Source organism: Gammaproteobacteria bacterium (assembly GCA_013151035.1).
Classification (GTDB): Bacteria; Pseudomonadota; Gammaproteobacteria; order JAADJB01; family JAADJB01; genus JAADJB01.
Genome location: JAADJB010000031.1, coordinates 1 through 19,579, shown reverse-complemented (window position 1 = coordinate 19,579; position 19,579 = coordinate 1). Strand labels below are relative to the sequence as shown.

20 protein-coding genes and 4 tRNA genes are annotated in these 19,579 nt (G+C 45.2%); 7 read left to right on the top strand and 17 right to left on the bottom strand.

The window, feature by feature from the left end:
• Together GXP22_07305 and GXP22_07300 are read right to left on the bottom strand one after the other, a co-directional pair.
• Positions 1-1,079: NACHT domain-containing protein (locus tag GXP22_07305; GenBank protein NOX09274.1), on the bottom strand; the 1,079-nt coding region annotated here is incomplete at its 3' end.
• A 256-nt stretch (positions 1,080-1,335) separates the two neighbouring features.
• Positions 1,336-1,422 (bottom strand) — tRNA-Leu (locus tag GXP22_07300).
• 442 nt (positions 1,423-1,864) lie between these two features.
• Between GXP22_07300 and GXP22_07295 the strand changes: the two genes are divergently transcribed.
• On the top strand, positions 1,865-7,375 hold the full coding sequence (locus GXP22_07295) for a choice-of-anchor D domain-containing protein (protein ID NOX09273.1): 5,511 nt from the start codon (positions 1,865-1,867) through the stop codon (positions 7,373-7,375).
• 17 nt (positions 7,376-7,392) lie between these two features.
• On the opposite strand, the gene GXP22_07290 is transcribed toward GXP22_07295, so the two are convergent.
• The 8 genes from GXP22_07290 to GXP22_07255 form a co-directional block, all read right to left on the bottom strand.
• Positions 7,393-7,466, bottom strand: a tRNA-Cys gene (locus GXP22_07290).
• 90 nt (positions 7,467-7,556) lie between these two features.
• Positions 7,557-7,632 (bottom strand) — tRNA-Gly (locus GXP22_07285).
• 87 nt (positions 7,633-7,719) lie between these two features.
• On the bottom strand, positions 7,720-8,283 hold the full coding sequence (gene pgsA, locus GXP22_07280; protein ID NOX09272.1) for a CDP-diacylglycerol--glycerol-3-phosphate 3-phosphatidyltransferase: 564 nt from the start codon (positions 8,281-8,283) through the stop codon (positions 7,720-7,722).
• Positions 8,284-8,313: 30 nt separating this feature from the next.
• On the bottom strand, positions 8,314-10,119 hold the full coding sequence (gene uvrC, locus GXP22_07275; protein NOX09271.1) for an excinuclease ABC subunit UvrC: 1,806 nt from the start codon (positions 10,117-10,119) through the stop codon (positions 8,314-8,316).
• Positions 10,112-10,249: a hypothetical protein gene (locus GXP22_07270; protein ID NOX09270.1), complete on the bottom strand. Its 138-nt coding sequence runs from the start codon at positions 10,247-10,249 to the stop codon at positions 10,112-10,114. Before GXP22_07270 ends, uvrC begins: the two co-directional genes overlap by 8 nt.
• A gap of 37 nt (positions 10,250-10,286) precedes the next feature.
• On the bottom strand, positions 10,287-10,952 hold the full coding sequence (locus tag GXP22_07265) for a uracil-DNA glycosylase (GenBank protein NOX09269.1): 666 nt from the start codon (positions 10,950-10,952) through the stop codon (positions 10,287-10,289).
• Positions 10,930-11,583 carry a UvrY/SirA/GacA family response regulator transcription factor gene (uvrY, locus tag GXP22_07260; GenBank protein NOX09268.1) on the bottom strand — a complete coding sequence of 218 codons (654 nt, stop codon included), beginning with the start codon at positions 11,581-11,583 and terminating at the stop codon, positions 10,930-10,932. Before uvrY ends, GXP22_07265 begins: the two co-directional genes overlap by 23 nt.
• Before the next feature lie 161 nt (positions 11,584-11,744).
• A complete protein-coding gene (locus tag GXP22_07255; protein NOX09267.1) occupies positions 11,745-11,918 on the bottom strand; it encodes a hypothetical protein in 174 nt (57 codons plus the stop codon).
• Between the two features lie 480 nt (positions 11,919-12,398).
• On the opposite strand from GXP22_07255, the gene GXP22_07250 reads away from it, so the two are divergent.
• On the top strand, positions 12,399-12,692 hold the full coding sequence (locus tag GXP22_07250) for a DUF1778 domain-containing protein (GenBank protein NOX09266.1): 294 nt from the start codon (positions 12,399-12,401) through the stop codon (positions 12,690-12,692).
• Positions 12,676-13,191, top strand: a complete 516-nt coding sequence (locus GXP22_07245) for a GNAT family N-acetyltransferase (protein ID NOX09265.1) — start codon at positions 12,676-12,678, stop codon at positions 13,189-13,191. Before GXP22_07250 ends, GXP22_07245 begins: the two co-directional genes overlap by 17 nt.
• 228 nt (positions 13,192-13,419) lie before the next feature.
• On the opposite strand, the gene GXP22_07240 is transcribed toward GXP22_07245, so the two are convergent.
• A tRNA-Ser gene (locus tag GXP22_07240) sits at positions 13,420-13,509 on the bottom strand.
• A gap of 169 nt (positions 13,510-13,678) precedes the next feature.
• Between GXP22_07240 and GXP22_07235 the strand changes: the two genes are divergently transcribed.
• The gene (locus GXP22_07235; GenBank protein NOX09264.1) at positions 13,679-14,362 is read left to right on the top strand and encodes a Bax inhibitor-1/YccA family protein; all 684 of its coding nucleotides are present in this window, start codon (positions 13,679-13,681) and stop codon (positions 14,360-14,362) included.
• Positions 14,363-14,479: 117 nt separating this feature from the next.
• On the opposite strand, the gene grxC is transcribed toward GXP22_07235, so the two are convergent.
• From grxC to GXP22_07215, 4 genes are read right to left on the bottom strand one after another with little or no spacing between them, the layout of a single operon-like run.
• Positions 14,480-14,743, bottom strand: coding sequence for a glutaredoxin 3 (gene grxC, locus GXP22_07230; protein NOX09263.1), 264 nt, complete (start codon positions 14,741-14,743; stop codon positions 14,480-14,482).
• Between the two features lie 15 nt (positions 14,744-14,758).
• A complete protein-coding gene (locus tag GXP22_07225; GenBank protein NOX09262.1) occupies positions 14,759-15,880 on the bottom strand; it encodes a sulfur reduction protein DsrS in 1,122 nt (373 codons plus the stop codon).
• Positions 15,881-15,904: 24 nt separating this feature from the next.
• Positions 15,905-16,066: a hypothetical protein gene (locus GXP22_07220; protein NOX09261.1), complete on the bottom strand. Its 162-nt coding sequence runs from the start codon at positions 16,064-16,066 to the stop codon at positions 15,905-15,907.
• The gene (locus GXP22_07215) at positions 16,059-16,499 is read right to left on the bottom strand and encodes a sel1 repeat family protein (GenBank protein NOX09260.1); all 441 of its coding nucleotides are present in this window, start codon (positions 16,497-16,499) and stop codon (positions 16,059-16,061) included. The genes GXP22_07220 and GXP22_07215 overlap by 8 nt, the downstream gene beginning before the upstream one ends.
• A 243-nt stretch (positions 16,500-16,742) precedes the next feature.
• Between GXP22_07215 and GXP22_07210 the strand changes: the two genes are divergently transcribed.
• Positions 16,743-16,937, top strand: coding sequence for a hypothetical protein (locus GXP22_07210; protein ID NOX09259.1), 195 nt, complete (start codon positions 16,743-16,745; stop codon positions 16,935-16,937).
• A gap of 107 nt (positions 16,938-17,044) precedes the next feature.
• Here GXP22_07210 and GXP22_07205 read toward each other — a convergent pair whose 3' ends face one another.
• Positions 17,045-17,605: a hypothetical protein gene (locus GXP22_07205; protein NOX09258.1), complete on the bottom strand. Its 561-nt coding sequence runs from the start codon at positions 17,603-17,605 to the stop codon at positions 17,045-17,047.
• A 204-nt stretch (positions 17,606-17,809) separates the two neighbouring features.
• Between GXP22_07205 and GXP22_07200 the strand changes: the two genes are divergently transcribed.
• Entirely contained in the window at positions 17,810-18,412 is a 603-nt protein-coding gene (locus tag GXP22_07200; protein ID NOX09257.1) for a 2OG-Fe(II) oxygenase, read from the top strand.
• A 34-nt stretch (positions 18,413-18,446) separates the two neighbouring features.
• On the opposite strand, the gene GXP22_07195 is transcribed toward GXP22_07200, so the two are convergent.
• Positions 18,447-18,791, bottom strand: a complete 345-nt coding sequence (locus GXP22_07195; GenBank protein NOX09256.1) for a hypothetical protein — start codon at positions 18,789-18,791, stop codon at positions 18,447-18,449.
• A 40-nt stretch (positions 18,792-18,831) separates the two neighbouring features.
• Between GXP22_07195 and GXP22_07190 the strand changes: the two genes are divergently transcribed.
• A complete protein-coding gene (locus GXP22_07190; GenBank protein NOX09255.1) occupies positions 18,832-19,506 on the top strand; it encodes a Fe2+-dependent dioxygenase in 675 nt (224 codons plus the stop codon).
• Positions 19,507-19,579 lie beyond the last annotated feature (73 nt).

The following is a 19,579-nucleotide window of genomic DNA, read 5'->3' as shown; positions in this document are numbered from 1 at the left end:
ATAGACTTAGTTATATACTTAAGAATGGTCTTTTCTTCAAAATCGCTTACATTAGCTTGACTTGTTATATAACAAAAAGCATGAAGAACCTTCTCTATTTCATCATCAGTCAACCTTGACTTAGATGGCCTATCAAGACTATCTTTAGTCCCATCATGCCTCGACAAAATAGCTTTAAATAATTCTTCATAAAAACCAATCTTGGTTTTTGGTATTTTCCTCTTAACCTTATAAACCATTAAGAACCAAGTCAGTAATAACGGAGTATCTAGAACTGTTGGATCGAACTCCTCAGCCTCAGATATTTTTCTCATTATGGCGTTGGCTTTTTCTTTATCCTTAATGATTTTTCTTATAAAGTGGCCATGATCATCTGTAGTGAATTCTAAAATATCATAACCAGTGATACCTGGGAGTCTTTCAATTTCCGTATCATACCTACTCGTTATAAAGATCTTATTATTAGGGGAACTATTAATTATCTTAGTTATTTCTTCATCAAATAATTTTCTCTTATCAAATTGAATTTCATCATACCCATCAAGAAAAATAGAAATATGGCCTTTTCCTAGTAAAAAGTTAAATAGTTTTCTTGAGCATTCAAGTCCTATATCATTTACTTTCTTCATACAATCATAAAGAATTTTACTACCTGTTTTTATTTTATGGAGATCAAGAAATATTGGAATCGTGTTGCCTTTATTTAATTCCAAAAATTGAAGATAGCGAAGAAACATTGATTTTCCTTGACCAAGCCTGCCAGAGATAAGAGCTCCCGTTTCATTTCGATTAAGAACCAGATCCAATGGATTTATTAGTCCCTTACTATTTCTCTCACTTATCTTTGGAACATAAAAAAATGAATTTAATATTTGAGGATCCTGTGGATGCATAATCGTACATATTTCTTGTTCCTTTTTTAATGCTATAAAGGCTCTTTTTAATGCTTTATTACCTTCCAAAAACCATTTTTGAATTTCACCCCGATTTGTTCCAGCAGCCCCATCAAGGAATACTTCACAACGATCTATGAAAGTTTTTACAGACTTATTTTTAATTGGTAATGTAGTTGAATTCATAACACGTCCGCTGTCTTTATTTTTGTCAATTTATTATCTTAATAAGCCCCTTACTAATCGAATAGCTACAGGGTACTTAAAATAAAAATTAAGACTATCATAAAAAAATACCACGTACATGATTACCACCATAAAAACTCACTCATACTATACTTTCCTGCCTACACTACGCCTACACAAGATTTTTACCCGCCAAAAACAAAAAAGGCCTCACACCAAAAAACGATGTAAGGCCTTGATTTTAAATGGTGCTAAATGGTGCCCAGGGCCGGAATCGAACCGGCACGGTGTTGCCACCGAGGGATTTTAAGTCCCTTGCGTCTACCAATTTCGCCACCTGGGCAGATGACTTACTTACATTCACCCTGTTTTGTTGTCGAATCCTTCAGCTAGTCGCCCTACGGACGACCGTCTACCACAACGCCACCTGGGCAGATGACTTACTTACATTCACCCTGTTTTGTTGCCGGATAGTTCAGCTAGTCGCCCTACGGACGACCGTCTACCACAACGCCACCTGGGCAGATGAACTTCAATACACATTCATTTGGTGCGTAATACGCACCCTACCGGTGGTAATACACACAGGTAGGGTGCGCATTGCGCACCAATCTCATCACCTGACATGTGCGAGGCTGCATTGTACCAGCGGTTTTTGCTTACGTCTGCACATTAAAGTAACAAAAGGTATAAAATTACTCATATTTGACGGTTGTTGGCATAGCTTAGCGTGCCTTTATCGCATATCATAATAAACTGTAATTATATAATAACTGGAGTCCCGTATGGTCCGGCCTGTTTTTCCGATCCTTACTCGTATCATCATACTTTATCTATTCGCTGCACTGTTTTCATTACAGGCCTCTGCTCGCTCTCTGGTGCGCATGGAAACGACTGAGGGTTCTATTGATATCGAGTTATTTGATGACAGAATGCCGCTAACGGTTGACAACTATCTGCGTTATGTTGATAACAATAGTTATACCAATACCTTCTTTCATCGCAATTACATCCCTGAAGCAACCGGCATGCCGACTGTTCTTCAAGCGGGTAATGAAACCTATAATTTTGATCCTGACAGAAATCCGGTTAGCCTGTTAATGAATGATGGCCGTCAGGAAATCACAGCATTCCCTCCCATTCAACTCATTTATGACCTACCCAATACGCGTGGCACTATTGCCATGGCAAGACTGGGTTCGGTAAACACTGATACTGCCACTAGTGAATGGTTCTTTAATCTGCTTGATAACACTGACATTTTTGGAGAAAGCAATGGTGGTGGTTATGCCGTCTTTGGTCAGGTACTGGGCAACGGCATAGCCATACTGGATATCCTTGCTGATCTCCGTACCATCCCTGTAACCGGGCTGAGCCCATCCTTACCTCTTTACAACTTCAGTGGATTAATTGGTGTACTGGGATCAGACTTGGCCATGATTCCCTCCATCCAACGTATTCCTACCATAACAACAGACAGTAACACTCTGTATTTTGGTCAGCAATTAACGAACAGCCAGAAGCAATTAACGATCACTGTCACTAATCGCAGTAGCGCTGATCATCTACTCGGTACGATCACTGTCAGTGGTTTGCAGCAAACAAATTTTGAAATCATATTAAACAACAACAATGACGGATGCTCGGGTACCAACACCCCGATCCCTGCTCTGGGCAGCTGTAGCTTTATTATTCAATTTAATCCAGACATCGTTGGTGATTATCAGGCTAACATTGCTATCCCGGCGGCAGACACCAACATTCCTGCCGCTAATGTATCACTTAGTGGCAGCGGTATTAATAGTGCTGTCGCCAACATTGCATTATCGACACAGGCCATTGATCTTGGTGAAACCGTTATCAATACCACCGCAAACACAACGCTTGGGATCACAAACGCAGGTAGTGCACCGCTCAATATCACTGACATTTCATTCAGTGGTGTCAACGCGACTGATTTTTCTTATAACAACTGCATTGCAACAACCATAGCTGTTGGCGATAGCTGCATCCTTGATATCGCATTCTCGAGTAATAATACGGGCAGCAAGACAGCAACATTACTCATAACCTCTGATGATCCACAGAATATACTTTCCGAGGTATCACTGAACACAACCGTAATTCCGGTACCCATTGTGGAGATCACCCTCGAGGTCTCAAATCTTGAACATGATCTTGCAACCCCCATCTATTTTGGTACGCTGGTTGCAAAAACCAATCCGCGTCCCCCGGCACCGAACCAAACACGTATAGCCCTTGTCGTTACAGGTACAGTTGCTATCTCGCCCGTCATTAGTATTACGGGGGATAACTCCAACGACTTCGTTAGCAGCGATGATTGCTACGGCCCACTTCAACCAGGAGCAAGGTGTATTATCCAGATTGCATTCCTGCCTGAAGATGCCCTGATAAAAGCACGCAGTGCTACTCTGAACATTACCAGTGAAGGCTTAAATGTAGCGGCTATACTCACAGGTGATGCGATTGAAAATTTCCCACCAGATATCTACCCAGCAAAAGATGGCGCGGAAATAACCAGTCTTAATGTTGGTTTTGCCAGAATCGATGGGCAAATTAGCAACACCTTTATAGTCACTAACATCGGTGATGAAGACCTCATTATTTCAGACCTTCAAATTATTAGTAATGAAAATAATCTGTTCGAGGTTGATAATCAATGTATTGACGATACTATTGGTGGTTATAACTCAGGTGACTCCTGTTCACTTATTATACGTTATACACCCGATAGTCTCGGCATTGATAATGCACAACTCTCGATTACTTCAAATGCAAAATTACCGACAATATTTTTAAGTCTTTCGGGCTATGGTGCCATTGCAGAGATCACACCATCGACAACAGAACTACAATTCAATAACACGCTGACAGGTAACACAAACAATGCATCGGTTACATTCACCAATACAGGGCCAATGGATCTACTGATTGATCAGATGGTTATTACTGGTACAGACGCCAATCTATTCTCTATTAGTAACAATGGCTGTTCCAATGTACTGGCTGTTGACCAGGAATGTCCTATTACTTTTGCCTTCACACCCACCAGTAGTGGCGACAAGACTGCGACATTCACAGCAACACCTGATGATGCCAATGCCACGGCGAGTGTCATCACTTTAAGCGCCAGGGCAACAGTAAACCCCGAACCACATATCTACACCACCCCGGGTAGTGCTCTGACCTTTGCTGATACCTACGCTGATGCACACTACAGTAACGAACAATCGATTCAAATCAAGAACATTGGTAATCAATCATTGAACATTAGTTCTATAGTCATTACTAATAATGCCTCCGCTAGTTTCACCCTAACTCCGAGCAGTAACTGTGATCAGTTGGCGCTCGATGCAATCTGTACACAATTGCTTCAATTCAACCCCACACAGGAAGGCACTCTTACGGCCACTCTGAATATTCTCTCAAATGACCCTAATATACCTCTTCTATCTATCGCACTGAGCGGTCTAGGCACAACATCACCACCATCCATACTACGATTCACTAGTATTGATTCCTATGAGGGGAGCACTAACACCATTGAGTTTGCTACCACCAGCCCTGGCGACTCAATCACCAATAACTTTGAAATCAAAAACTTTGGTGGCTCAGATCTAATTATTAGTTCCATTCGTATAGAAAATGATAGTGATAGCAACTATAGCATTACTCAAAACTGTGGAACCCTGGGTGTTGATGAAGGTAATAATAACTGTAATGAAACCGTCACCTACACCCCATCTGCCATGGGTGTGCATACCGCCACAATCATTGTAGAATCCAATGACCCTGACTCACCTCAGATAGCAATCAATATCAGCGGTCAAACACCTGCACCCAAAATAGGGTTTCTGAGCATTACCTCCTTTGACCAGGCAACGGTCACGATTAGCTTTGATACCACTCCGGTTGGAAATTCCAGCACTAATACCTTTGAGATTCAGAATTTTGGTGATATAGATCTGATTATCAGCTCGGTTCGTCTGGAAAATAACACGGGCAATAACTACAGCATTAGCCAAAACTGTGGAACTCTGGGAACCAATAATATCTGTAGTGAAACCATCACCTATACCCCCTCGACCACGGGCACACATAGCGCCACACTTATCATCGAATCCAACGACCCTGATTCCCTACAGGTATCCTTCAACCTGACGGGACAAACACCGCCACCCGCACCTGATTTGCTCTTCCTTGGCACCAGCGCATATAACTTGACAACAAACACCATTAATTTTGATGCCATCCCGATTGGCAATTCGAGTACGGATACATTTGAAATCAGGAATACTGGTAATCTGGATCTAATCATCAGCTCCATTCGACTGGAATCTGATACCGACAACAGCTTCAGTATCACCCAAAACTGTGGAACTCTGGGTGTTAATGAAGGCAGCAACAGTTGTAGCGAAACCATCACCTATACACCGCCTGCCTATGGCATACATAGCGCTACATTGATTATCGAATCCAATGACCCTGACCTGCCCCAGAAATCAATTAATATAAGCGCTGAGACTTCTCAGGCTAAGCTGGAATTATTTAATATCAGTTCCTATAATCAGGCCACTAACACCATCTTCTTTGATACAACGTCTCCTGGAAATTCCAGCATCAATACCTTTGAGATCAGAAACATCGGTGATCTGAATCTAGTTATCAGTTCCATTCGACTGGAAAATGATAGCAACAATAATTACAACATCACTCAAAATTGTGGCACCTTAGATACTAATCAAGGAAGTAATCGCTGTAGTGAAACAATCACCTATTCACCGGCCAGTATTGGCACACATAATATTACATTAATTATTGAATCAAACGACCCCAATGCTAACCCGGTATTCATTGATATAAAGGGACAAACACCTAACCTTCCCCCTACCATCGAGGTTAATACCAACGACATCAATTTTGACAATACGACTACAGGAGAAACGGGTAGCTACATACTTGATATCAGCAATTACGGTGGTGGACTACTCGATATTAACGACATTCTTCTGGAAAACAACACCAACAACTACTTTGATATCAGTAATGACTGTAGCAACAGCCTGGCGAGCTTCCAACGTTGTTTTGCCACCATCACTTACACACCTACACTCAAGGGCAGGCATACTGTCACCCTGATTATCGAATCAACCGATGCAAATACGCCAAGTGTGTCTATTAATGTTATCGCTCAAACAGATCCTGATATCGTTTGGAGTATTTCTGAATACGATAATGCTAATGGATTTGTTAACTTCAATACAACACTTATTGGTGAGTCAACAACAGGTGAACTGGTTCTTGGAAATATCGGTGGAGCCGATCTTACTATCACTTCTATCAATATTGAGGATAACATCTATAACAGTTGGCAAATCACTCAAAATTGTAGTGTTCTTGGTATCGATGCCAGCAATAACAACTGTACCGAGACGCTGAGTTTCATACCCACCAGTGTTAGTGGAAGACATACTGCCACCTTGGTTATTATATCCGATGATTCTGACTTACCCCGTATAGAATTACCCATTACCGCTGAGGCCGTTAGAGATTTTGATGGTATATCCGATGCCGTTGAAGATGGTGCTACTAATGGTGGTGATGGAAACAATGATGGAACCCTTGATCGCGAGCAACCCCATGTTGCATCCTTCCCGGGGATTGACGGACGTTATGTCACACTGGCCACCGAAAACGGCAATAAACTTGAAGAAATCGGGCTTATCCTTTCAAGCCAGATCACCTATGCGGCTGATCAACCTCAGGCCATATACGGATCGATCCTTCTTTATCCACATGGATTCTTTGCCTTTAATATCATCACACAGAATAATGGTGACAAGGCAACCGTAAAAATTATCCTACCTGAAGGTAGCCAGGTGGATCGTTACTTCAAATATATTCCTACAGAGGCCACTGCCAACCTGGTACCTGATTTCCAGATTGGCAAATGGATACTGTTTGATTATGATCCAGTAACCGATACCGGTGCCGTCATTGAAGACAACGTAATCACTCTGCACTTTGTTGATGGTGGACGTGGCGATGCGGACTACCAGGTCAATGGTGTTATCGTAGATCCTGGTGCCCCTGCCCAAATTGTACCCTCTTCGACATTGTCCGCTCTTGGTAGTAGCGGAGGTAGCGGGGGTGGTTGTACCATAAACAGCAGACGTGGCTATCAGGATGCCTCTGAGTGGCTCATTCTGGCTCTATGGTTTATCTGGATGGGTATGCGTCGATCACAACATAAAAGACGTGTGTGCGAGCAATAAGGACTGTGTATAAATAATGGAGGCTGAGGGCGGAATCGAACCGCCGTCCACGGCTTTGCAGGCCGCTGCATAGCCACTCTGCCACCCAGCCGGAAAACGCATTATACACTGACGTAATAAAAATACTACACGACCAACGAAAAAAGGCGCTCTATTAAAGAGCGCCTTTTTTCATTTTGTTTGGAGCGGGAAACGAGATTCGAACTCGCGACCCCAACCTTGGCAAGGTTGTGCTCTACCAGCTGAGCTATTCCCGCAATCAAGGCGCCTATTGTAATTATGGGGCGACAAGTGTCAAGTCTAATCTGCCTTATAAAGGCTTTTTTACAGAATAAAAGTGATCTTTATTGTTTATCACCCACTAACACCGGCCATGCCGCACGCAAATAGATAATCATCGACCATAAAGTCAGTAATGCAGAGGCATACAACATCAACATGCCAAGCAGATGTGTAGGAAAAGAAGCTATCGATTCGTGATACAGCAATAACAACACGGCAATCATCTGTGTCATGGTTTTTATCTTGCCAATGGTCGATACAGCCACTTGTGTACGCTCACCAATCGCAGCCATCCACTCACGCAAAGCCGAGATTGCAATCTCACGACAGATAATAATTGCAGCAGGAATGGCAAAATAAATACTGGCCTCGGATTGCGTCAATAACACCAATGCAACTGCCACCATTAACTTGTCTGCCACCGGATCAAGAAAGGCACCAAAGGCTGAAGTCTGTTCCCATTTCCTTGCCAGGTAACCATCCAGCGCATCAGTCACCGCTGCCAGAAAAAAGACCACAGCACTGGCAAGCGGAGCCCAGCTAAAAGGCAGATAAAACACCAATACCAATACGGGTATCAAGAGGATACGAAACAAGGTCAGTAAATTAGGGATCGTCCACGTCATGGGGAAAGATAATGCCATACTTGCTGTGAGCTAACCATGAAAATGATCATAAATCTGTTGTGCCAGAGCTCGATTGATACCCTTGATCTTGCACAGATCGTCAACCCCGGCACGCGATACCTCGCGCAGACCACCAAACTGACGTAGTAGTTGTTGCCGACGTTTAGCACCAATCCCCGGGATATCTTCCAGCGCCGATTTTTTTCGTGTCTTTGCCCGTCGTTGACGGTGAGCGGTAATGGCAAAACGATGCGCCTCATCCCGAATCTGTTGTACCAGGTGTAATGCGGGTGAATCAGAGGATAAGCTAACGCGTTCTCCATCCATCGCCACTAGCGTATCCAGTTCCGGCTTACGTCCTTCGCCCTTGACCACACCAAACAGTTGAATCCCACTGATCTGTAGTGAATTCAGAGTATCACGGGCGATATTCAGCTGTCCCATCCCACCATCAATCAACAACAGATCCGGCATGCGTCCATCTCCTTCAGCAAGACGGGTATAACGGCGTTTAATCACCTGTGCCATCGCGGCATAATCATCGCCCGGGGTGATCCCGTCGATATTAAAACGGCGATAATCTGATTTTAATGCCCCGTTTTCATTAAAGACCACACAAGAGGCCACCGTCGCCTCACCCTGGGTATGACTAATATCAAAACACTCGATTCGTGTCGGTATCTCTTCCAGTTGTAGCGCCTGTCGCAGAATCTCCAGGCGCTTATGGGTGCCGGCCCGACTCGCCAGACGAATATCCAGCCCATGGCGGGCATTGCGTTCAGCCATCTGTAACCAACGTAAGCGCTCTCCCCTTTTCGGTTGTCGCAGACGCACCTTATATCCGGCCTTCTGTCCCAGAATCTGTTCCAACAACCCCTGATCTTCCGGCATGGCATTAAGCATAATCTCCGCCGGTATCGTATGACTCAGATAATATTGTCCAAGAAAGGCACTCAACAGCTCTGCCTCAGTCTCTATCTGCACCGGCAAGGCAGGATAAAAACTCTGGTTACCTAGATTAAGCCCACCACGCACATAATTAACCTGCACACAGACCTGCCCCCCCTCTTTACTACACACCACAATATCCATATCACCCGCCTCACGACTGATATACTGCTTCTCCTGGATCTTGCGTAGATTGCTGATTTGATCACGATAATGCGCCGCCTGCTCAAACTCCATCTTGTTCGCAGCCTGTTCCATACGTTGCACCAGATCATCAATCAACTCGGCACTCTGTCCCTCCAGAAAGCGCACGGTATCCAGCACATCATAGGTATATTCTTCTACACTCAGTTTGTTCACACAAGGAGCTGTGCAGCGTTTAATTTGATATTGCAAGCAGGGACGAGAACGATTAGCAAAAAAAGAGTCTTCACACTGACGCACACGAAACACCTTCTGTAACAGACTCAGGCTACTGCGTACGGCATAGGCATTAGGGTAAGGCCCAAAATAACGCCCCTTAGACTTACGCGCCCCACGATGCAGGGTCAGACGGGGGTAATCATCCTCTGTCGTCAAGAGAATATAGGGATAGGTCTTATCATCCCGCAGCAGGATGTTATAACGTGGTCGCAGCTCCTTGATCAGGTTATTCTCCAGGATCAGAGCCTCACCCTCGGTATGTGTCAGCGTGACCTCAACCCCCCTCACCTGCTGAACAAGAACCTCGGTCTTACGACTCAGACCCGTCTTGCGAAAATAACTGGTGACCCTTTTTTTTAAGTCAACCGCCTTACCGACATACAGCACCTTGCCGGTCTCATCCAGCATACGATAGACCCCAGGGCTTGATGGGATACCTTGCAGGCAGGACTTATAATCAAACATACTGCCATTTCGTTAACTCAAGAGGCAGGGATTGCTCTTCTCTAACAGAGACCGTCAGCCGCATGGACGCGGCTGTCGAGCCACCATGAATGGTTTCACGGCGCGTCTCTGTTAGAGAAGAGCAATTCATGCCTCGAACTGACCAGGTATATTTTTGTTAATGAAAATCATTGTATTTCATCTTTCAATAACTGCCTGGCTTGCACAAAAACACTCTGAAACATCTCATCCGTCAATCGACGCGTCTGCGTGTTATAGCGACTACAATGATAGGAATCCAGCAGATATTGTCCTGCCGCCAGTTCATGTAAGACATTATGTCCAAACCCGAAATCCGCCTGTCTCAATCCCAATGCCCGAATAACTGCCTTGTGTGCGATACCCCCCAGCGCCAGAATGACATGGCTATCGGGTAGACCTTGTAACTCGCTACGCAGGAAATCATTACAGGTATTAACCTCTTTCGCCATCGGTTTATTTTGTGGTGGAACACATTTAACCGCATTGGTAATACGACAATCATACAGGCTTAAATCATCTCCAGCACGAGACACAGGCGCAGAACTAAAATCGCAATCAAACAGCGTTTGATACAACAGAATACCGGCATGATCCCCGGTAAATGGACGTGCCGTGGCATTAGCACCATGCAAGCCCGGAGCCAGCCCAACAATCAACAGATGGGCATTCTGATCACCAAAAGGAGGAACGGGTTTACAATAATAATCGGGATAACGATCCCTGGAGGCATCCAGGAAATCTGCCAAACGGGAGCATCGACGACAATCAGGAGAAAACACCCGGCTTAACTCAGTGATGAGATGACACCTCATCCGTCAGCATCCCGTACCGCATCGCCAGGTGCGTCATCTCAACATCATTCTTCACCTTCAATTTATCATACAGGCGATAACGATAGGTTGTTACTGTCTTGGGGCTAATACAGAGCTGATCCGAGATATCCTGTACCTTGACACCCCGTGTTAACATAATCATCACCTGTAATTCACGTTGAGACAGATCATTAAAAGGGGTACGGTCATTCCCTGATATGCGGGATAACGCCAACTGCCTGGCAACATCCTCACTCAGATAGCGTTCGCCGGAATGAACTTTAATAACCGCATTAACCACCTCTTCTACAGCACAGCCCTTGGTTAAATACCCCCTGGCACCCATATCCAGTAATTGACTGGGATAAGGTTCATCAACGTAGACCGTTAATGCAATAATGCGGGTGTCTGGATTGATTTGCAGTAATTTACGGGTACATTCCAGCCCACCGATACCGGGCATATTAACATCCATCAGGATCACATCAGGATTCAATTCCCTGGCTTTAAGGATTGCCTCATCACCATCACAGGCCTCAGCAACAACCTCAATACCCTCGGTACCATCAAGTATGTAACGGATACCCGTACGAACCAGTGCGTGATCATCAACGAGCAAGACTGTGACCATAGCTATTTTATGCCCCATCATTATTCCATCCCTGAATCTTGATTTCCCTATTTTATGTCATCGTATTATACATACAGGCGGGATAAAAACATATTTAGGGTCAGAGTAAAAACATCTAGATTTTACTCTGACCCTAAATATCGCTAAATATCGTATGTTAATTACAGCTTACGGCCTCTGCCAAAGCCTACAAGACTCAACAAACCCGCACTAAACAACCACAGCGCAGCGGGCAAAGGAACTGCCGAGGTGCTAACCACACTTAAACGAACCACATCGGTACTACCAATCGCATCGGTAAGAAAATCCAGTTGCCGGTCAAGGCCTTCACCCAACGCGTTCTCGCACTAGCCATCGACACACTGCCATACCACTAGCATAACGTCCAAGATAGGCATCCTGATTCTGTAACTGACTACCCGACTTCATATCAACCGTTCCATCACCTCGATATCCAAGATACAGGGTACTTGTATTAGTCCAGTTACCCGCTGTTACGCGCGTTGTGCTAATGCCTAAATCAATCGCACCCGTGATATCACCGCTGCCACTACTGCCTGCACGTTTACCGAAATAGGCACTCAGATTAGCATTAATAAAGAAAAAAACACGCCAAAAATAAATATTTCTTTTATTTCAATAGATTAAAAAAGTCGCATGGTGCTGAAATAATTATAGTGTAAAAAAACCAACGCAAATTCGCGCTAAAATCCCCCCAAAGCATTGTGTAAATACTTCAACTCAAAGGAGATTGACAAACCCAACCCGTATGCCATAATGGCACCTAGATAACATTTAAAGAAACAGGTGGAATAATGGCTGCCAATACAGAACGTAAAGATACCCGTTTAGTTGCGCGAACCTCCTCAGAGATTCAAGAAATAATTCAACGGGCTGCAGATTACTCCGGCGCAACCCTTTCTCAGTTCCTTATTGATTCAGCAATGGAGAAGGCGCGTAACGTAATTGAGCGAACCGAGACATTACACCTCTCGATGGCCGGTGCTGATGCTTTATTTGCTGCTTTGGAAAACCCGCCAAAAACAAATAATAAACTACTTAAAGCGGCACGGCATTACAAGGACACCGTGAATGTCCATAATCATTGAAGAGATAAGTCGGCAACATAATCGCAAAACATTTAACTGCGGCAGCACTGAATTAAATCAATACTTACAACGACAAGCTCGACAGAAAACCGTAAAGCATATCTCAAAAACGTATGTAGCCTGTCAGAATTCCGCGCCTGAGACAATCCTTGGCTATCACACACTTACCGGATATTCAGTAACAACACCCCCTACCCACAAAAATTACACGCAGTATCCCCACCCTCTCAGTGCTGTGAAACTAGCCCGTCTTGCTGTGGATCATTCGTGCCAGGGACAAGGCCTGGGTGCGCAATTATTGATTGATGCCATTTACCGAACGGTATTGGTCGCCGAACAGATTTCAGCCATCGGGCTGTTTGTTGATCCTATGACCCCAGATATCATTCCCTTTTACCAGCAGTATGATTTTTTACCCGCCGACCCAAATGATCGCTCACAGCTTGAGATGTGGTTACCCATTAAAACCTGTATAGAGATTGCCGAGACATTACTGTAATTGGTTCACAAGCGGGTTCAAATCCCTTCCGCCATAAAAAAACCTCGCTATGCGAGGTTGTTGTATGGTGGAGAAGCAGGGATTATTCGGCCTGCGGCCTCACCCCTCCGGGGCCGGTCCGCTTCGCTCCCCGTTCTGCGCGCCCCGCTGGGCGCTGGTCAAACCCTTAATTGAGCGGGTTCAAATCCCTTCCGCCATAAAAAAACCTCGCTATGCGAGGTTGTTGTATGGTGGAGAAGCAGGGATTCGAACCCTGGGAGGGGATAAACCCTCAACGGTTTTCAAGACCGCCGCTTTCGACCACTCAGCCACCTCTCCAGAAGCCCGCAATCATACCTACCCTGCTCTGATATTTCCAGTAAAAACATCCTTATGGAACTTTTTAACGTCAACTGGCTCTGATTAGTAAATGTGGGCTAACAAGCGTACATTTCAGCTTTACCTATGATATGATTTTAGTTGTTATTTAATCAGGAGATAGAACAAGATGAATTCCATTGAACGTATTATTAGTCGTTCTGAAACAAGCCATGCTGAAACCCGAAATGTTGCGGGTCACAAGGTTTTACGCAACACCTATATGCTACTTTCCATGACCTTACTGTTCAGCGGCTTTACTGCGGGCATGTCAATGACGTTCAATCTACCTCATCCTGGCTTTATCATCACGCTGGTGGGTTATTTTGGTCTTTTATTCCTGACCACCAAGTTCCGCAATAGCTCATTGGGTATCCTGTGTGTATTTGCCCTGACTGGTTTTATGGGGCTTACCCTGGGGCCAATCATCCAGGCCTACCTTAATTTCCCTAATGGTGCCGAGATTGTCACTATGGCAATGGCGGGTACCGGCGTTATTTTCCTAACACTGTCGGCTTACGCCATTACCTCGCGCAGAGATTTCAGCTTCATGGGTTCGTTCCTCATGGTGGGCATTATTGTTGCGTTCCTGGCAGGTATAGCGGCATTTTTCTTCTCCATGCCGGGTTTATCTCTCGCTGTTTCAGCTATGTTTGTCCTGTTAATGAGTGGTCTGATCCTGTATCAAACCAGCAGTATCCTTAATGGTGGTGAAACCAACTACATCATGGCAACGGTAACTTTGTATATTACTATCTACAATCTGTTTACCAGCCTGTTACATCTATTAGGTGCCTTTTCTAGCGACGACTAGTTAATATCATTACAGAAGATATGAAAAAGGGGCTGGTATATCCAGCCCCTTTTATTTTGGTGCGTAGTACGCACCCTACCGTTTTTTTGTAGGGGGCATACTACGCACCGGAACATTTTAAGTCGCTACTGCTTCCAGCAATGGCACTAATTCGTCATCCATATCCAGATCAATGACATCATCATAACCACCGACATGAAGCTCTCCGATAAAGATCTGCGGCACGGTATCACGCCCTGTAATCTTCTCCATTTCATCCCACAAACCCGGATCCAGATCGACCCGAATTTTTTCAATCGTTGCCCCACGCTTTTCGAGTAGCGTCTCTGCACGCATACAATACGGGCAGGTGGCAGTGCAATACATACGAACTTTTGACATTTTTATAAAACCTTTTTAACCATACAAATATTTAATCTGTGCCAGCAACGGTGTTGTTACCGGCTCCAGCTTGCGACGCATCAACGAACCAATCGCATCACTACGCGCAAAAACAGGAATAACCACTGACTCATCGATATGCGCCAACACTAACATTGCCGTCATTTCCGTCTGTAACTCTGGAAATGAGCGCCACAGTATAGCAAATTCGGCAGATATTGACTCACCACAAACATCGTCCTGCACCTTACCAAGGATATCTTCCATCGAATCTATTTTTTTGTCATATTGATACAAGGTGCCAAAGTACGCATCAATTGCCAGCATCAAGGATGAAATAACATCCTGATTCGATGGCTTTTTCAAGGCCTGTTGTATTGTGCGTAACCAGGCTTGGCCGGGGGGCGACAACAGGCGCGATAACTGGGTAGCAAAGGCATTACCACTCTCAACCAGTGCCTCCAGCTCATCCCTCACCACTAACCATTGCGCATGTGATGCATCAATACCCGGCAACTCATCCGGTAAAGCATGTAGGAATGCTACATAATAAGAACTCTTGCGCCCGGCCTGCCGCCACAATTTATCTTGCACGGTCTGATCAACCAGACGTGCCTGCAGCATCAAACGAATACTTTCAATAGCATGTTTGTCTTCTGTCTCAAAGGGCAAATAATCCACCAGATATTGAGCCAACTCCGCACCCATATCACCCTCAGCCACCGCCTTTTTCAACAACATACAGCGGGCATTGTCCGAGTTTTGCATACACCACCAGGCGCGGCGAGCCAGCTCATTGTCAAGGCCAGGGGAATGTACCGCAGCCACTACCGCCTCCGGCTCACCGATCATCAACAGACGTTCCAGGGTAATATCCCGCGTCTGCCCCATCCGCGTCCAGCGTGAGATAAATACCGGATAGCCCCCTGGCGACCCCAGGATCTGGGTTGACAGCAACTCACGCACACGACGAATATAAGGCTCATCCCGCCCAATAGGATTCAGTTTGACACTCAGGGTACGATCATCCGCCATCAAGGCATCAACCCGCATGGCAGAGTCATCAATCCTTATCGCCAACGGCTTATTGGCCAGCATCACATTCAGACGCAAAGAATCTTCACTACTCAATTCCATCAAACAAGCCTCCCCCACCCCTACTTACCACTCACTACTCGCTAACTCAAGAGACCGGGAGTGCTCCTTCTTAGCAGAGACCGTTGCCCGCATGGACGCGGGCATCGAGCCACCATGGATGGTTTCACGGCGAGTCTCTGCTAAGAAGGAGCGCCCCAGTCTCGAACAAAAAAAATAATCACACATCAAACCCAGCTTGTTTATACAACACCTTCGCCTTATCCTGATCCTGCTCCACCCCATCGCCCTGTTCATACATCATTGCCAGGGTTGTCAGAGAACCTGTCAAGCCCTGATCAGCCGCCAGGGTAAACCACTTAATCGCCTCATCACCGCTCTTCTCAACACCTTCTCCTTGCAGGTACATAAAGCCCAGACCATGCTGTGCAATCGCAAAGCCTTGCTCTGCCGACTTACGCATCCACTTTTCAGCCAACTCATCATTACGCGCCATACCCAAGCCGTTCTGGAACATAATCGCCAGACGATGCTGTGCCTCGGGGTTGCCCTGATCGGCAAAGGGGCTTAATAACTGCATTGCCGTTGAAAAATGCTTGGCCTCAAAGGCCGACATGCCGCTAGCATAATCCACGTCTTTATCTTCAATCATATTAATTATCCTTAGAATCCATTAAAATCATGCTGCGTAATACGCACCTACGCTCTAATCAGCACTATTTTACGCTATTACAAGATTCAATGAACCCCGATTAAGAGAGGGTATTCATATCTCTCTATAGAGATATACCGATAATTTGTAATATTAAGCTATAATTCGCGCAACTGGATTATATAGAGAAAACCCTGTATTATTGCCGCCATTCAAATATTGACTGAATACCTTAAAGATTAGGAGAAAACCATGAATAATGAATATTATGACATAATCACCAAGATGGAAGGTGCCAACACTAATGCCGATTATGTTGAAGGCTGGCAGAGTGGCTACATCTGTAACCCAATGCGTGAAGAACAGCGTCTAAACGAGGCCTATGAAGCCGGCTACGGAGACGGCAAGGAAAAGAATGCTGATAATTTTTCCAAGTGGGCTGCGTAGGGTAACCTGAGCAGAGCCGTGGGCAGACATTAGGTCTATTCCATGTAAAAAGGCGGACATAATGTCCGCCTTTTTTATTGCTGCGTGGTACGCACCCTACCGTAGATTCATGTGGATGTCTTGATCAATCCACCAAGGATACGCTTCAGGTAACGCAAGGTATCGGGTGCTTCAATATCAATCACCTGGGTAGTAATCCATTTCTTGTCCTTCTCACCTAGTGTACGCGTCACATTCTCACCAAACAGCCGCAACATGCCAAACCCCGGCTTTTCATCCTCGAATGAAAAATCAGAATAATCATTAATAGTCTTATTCAAACGATTAATAAAATCCGATACATGATCGCCTTCTGGCACCGTATCACGAAAATTATCCTGCGCAATCTGTGCCAGGCGTTTTGCCAGGGCATTAATCAGTAGACCACGATCCTCATCGGACATCTTTTCATACACCAAACGATCCACCATATGAATCATAAAGATCAGAAACTCGGAGATAACATGAATACGTTGTTCATGAGTATCCGTTTGAAAACCCTCAGTCTCCAGTTCTAACAGACGATCCGCTGCCACCTTCCACATATTAAAGGCCAGCGCACTGGCGGTATCGGCAACTGAACGCTCCTTACCCTTGGCACTCCAGCGACTCTTGATTCTTACACCCATAGTGATACCTCTATATGATTCTATGTAGTTGGATTTGTCCGCCCCCATTTTAACTGTTAAGACAAGGCAAATCACCTTTTAAGCGCTGTTGAATTAACCGGAAGAGACAAATATCAAGTCTGCCTCCTATTTTCATTTCTCATTCCCACGATCCTGGGAGAGAATGTATAATTGATCAGAGATGCCTTAGAACAGGATTAAAATATGACCACCTATCAGAGAACACCTCTCACCAGTATCCATGAAGTCGCAAAAAACAGCTTTATCTTTGAAAAACCACAGGCACTGGAACCCGCCTTGTGTGAAGAGATGATACGTCGCTTCGAGGCACATACAGAAGAACAGTACCCAGGACGCATTGGTCAACAGGCTGAAGAAGACACCAGCATCAAGAAATCAACTGATCTGGTGCTCAGTGGCAAAGAACACTGGAAGGATCTCGATCATGCCCTGTTTAGCTCAATCGCAGTGGCATTAAAAGAATTCCGTGAGGCCTACCCCTTCTTCAAGGGCCCCTTTCGGGATATGGGCTACGCCATACAGCGCACTAATCCGGGAGAACACTATCACTGGCATATTGATGGTGGCAGCCATGAATTTTCTGCCCGACAGTTAGTCGCCGTATGGTATCTCAATGATGTCGCAGGCCCTGGCGGTGAAACCGAATTTATTTTTCAGGATGTAAAGGTTAAACCCGAACAAGGCAAACTTGCCCTGTTCCCACCATTCTGGACCCATGATCACCGCGGTGTCACACTGGAACAAGGGGTAAAGTATATTGCAACCACATGGATTGTATTTGGCTAGGAGGCTGTTTCGCAGACGGCTTATCACATACCCATCACAAGCTGGTTTGTAACTGCTCGGCACTCAACAGCTCATGTTCAAACATCTCGCCTTCCATATTCATACGCACACCGGCAACCTGTGGTACACGACTCAAGATATAACCCGCCATCATTGTTGCCACATCCTTGTTATGATTGTCCATCGCGCTCAGAATGCGATCAGCCGCCACCTGGCAGCGTTGTTCCAGATTCATATCCTCAACCCAACGGCTACTCATCTGCCAGCCTTTATCCATATCCTTGTCCATCCCGGCGAAGAATTCTTCACACTCGGCCATCATCTCATCGGGCACATCAAGCGAATAAGCTTGGTCACTTACTAAAACATTCAGTATCATTCATCTATTCCTTAAAAAATATTCCGGAGTCTGCATCGTCATGCTAACCACTATTTCACAACTGCTCAACACAGAACAACTGGATCAAGCACGTAGCATACTAAATAAAGCCCACTTCATAAACGGCAAAATGTCTGCGGGAATGAAGGCGGAACAAGTTAAGAATAATGAAGAGCTGGCGGCAGGTGATCCTGCCATCAATAGTCTCAATCAGATTATAATGAACACCTTGGTCAAACACCCCGTTTATCTCAATGCGGCCCTACCTCACCGTATTGCCAGCCCGTTCTATGCCCGCTATACCCAGGGTATGCATTATGGCTTTCATGTCGATGATCCTGTCATGGGACCGGTTGGCCAACGCTATCGCACCGATGTTTCAATCACGGTCTTCATCAATAACCCGGAAGACTATGATGGTGGCGAGATCGAGATCCGCACGTCCTTTGGTCAACGGAAGATAAAACTGGCCGCAGGTGATGCGGTCATCTATCCCTCATCCAGCCTGCATCAGGTCACCGAGGTGACTCGTGGAGAACGTCTGGTGGCTGTAACCTGGGTACAAAGTATGATACGTGACCCGGCTCAACGTGAGATTCTGTATGAACTAGGTATTGTGCGTGAGAAGATGCTGCGTGAAGATCCTGATAGCGAGGAAACCGCAAGGATCGATATCAGCTATGTTAATCTGCTGCGTATGTGGAGTGAGGTTTAGGAAATAATAGGGGACAGACCCCAATAAAATAAGGGCAGACCTAATGGTCTGCCCTTATTTTATTGGGGTCTGT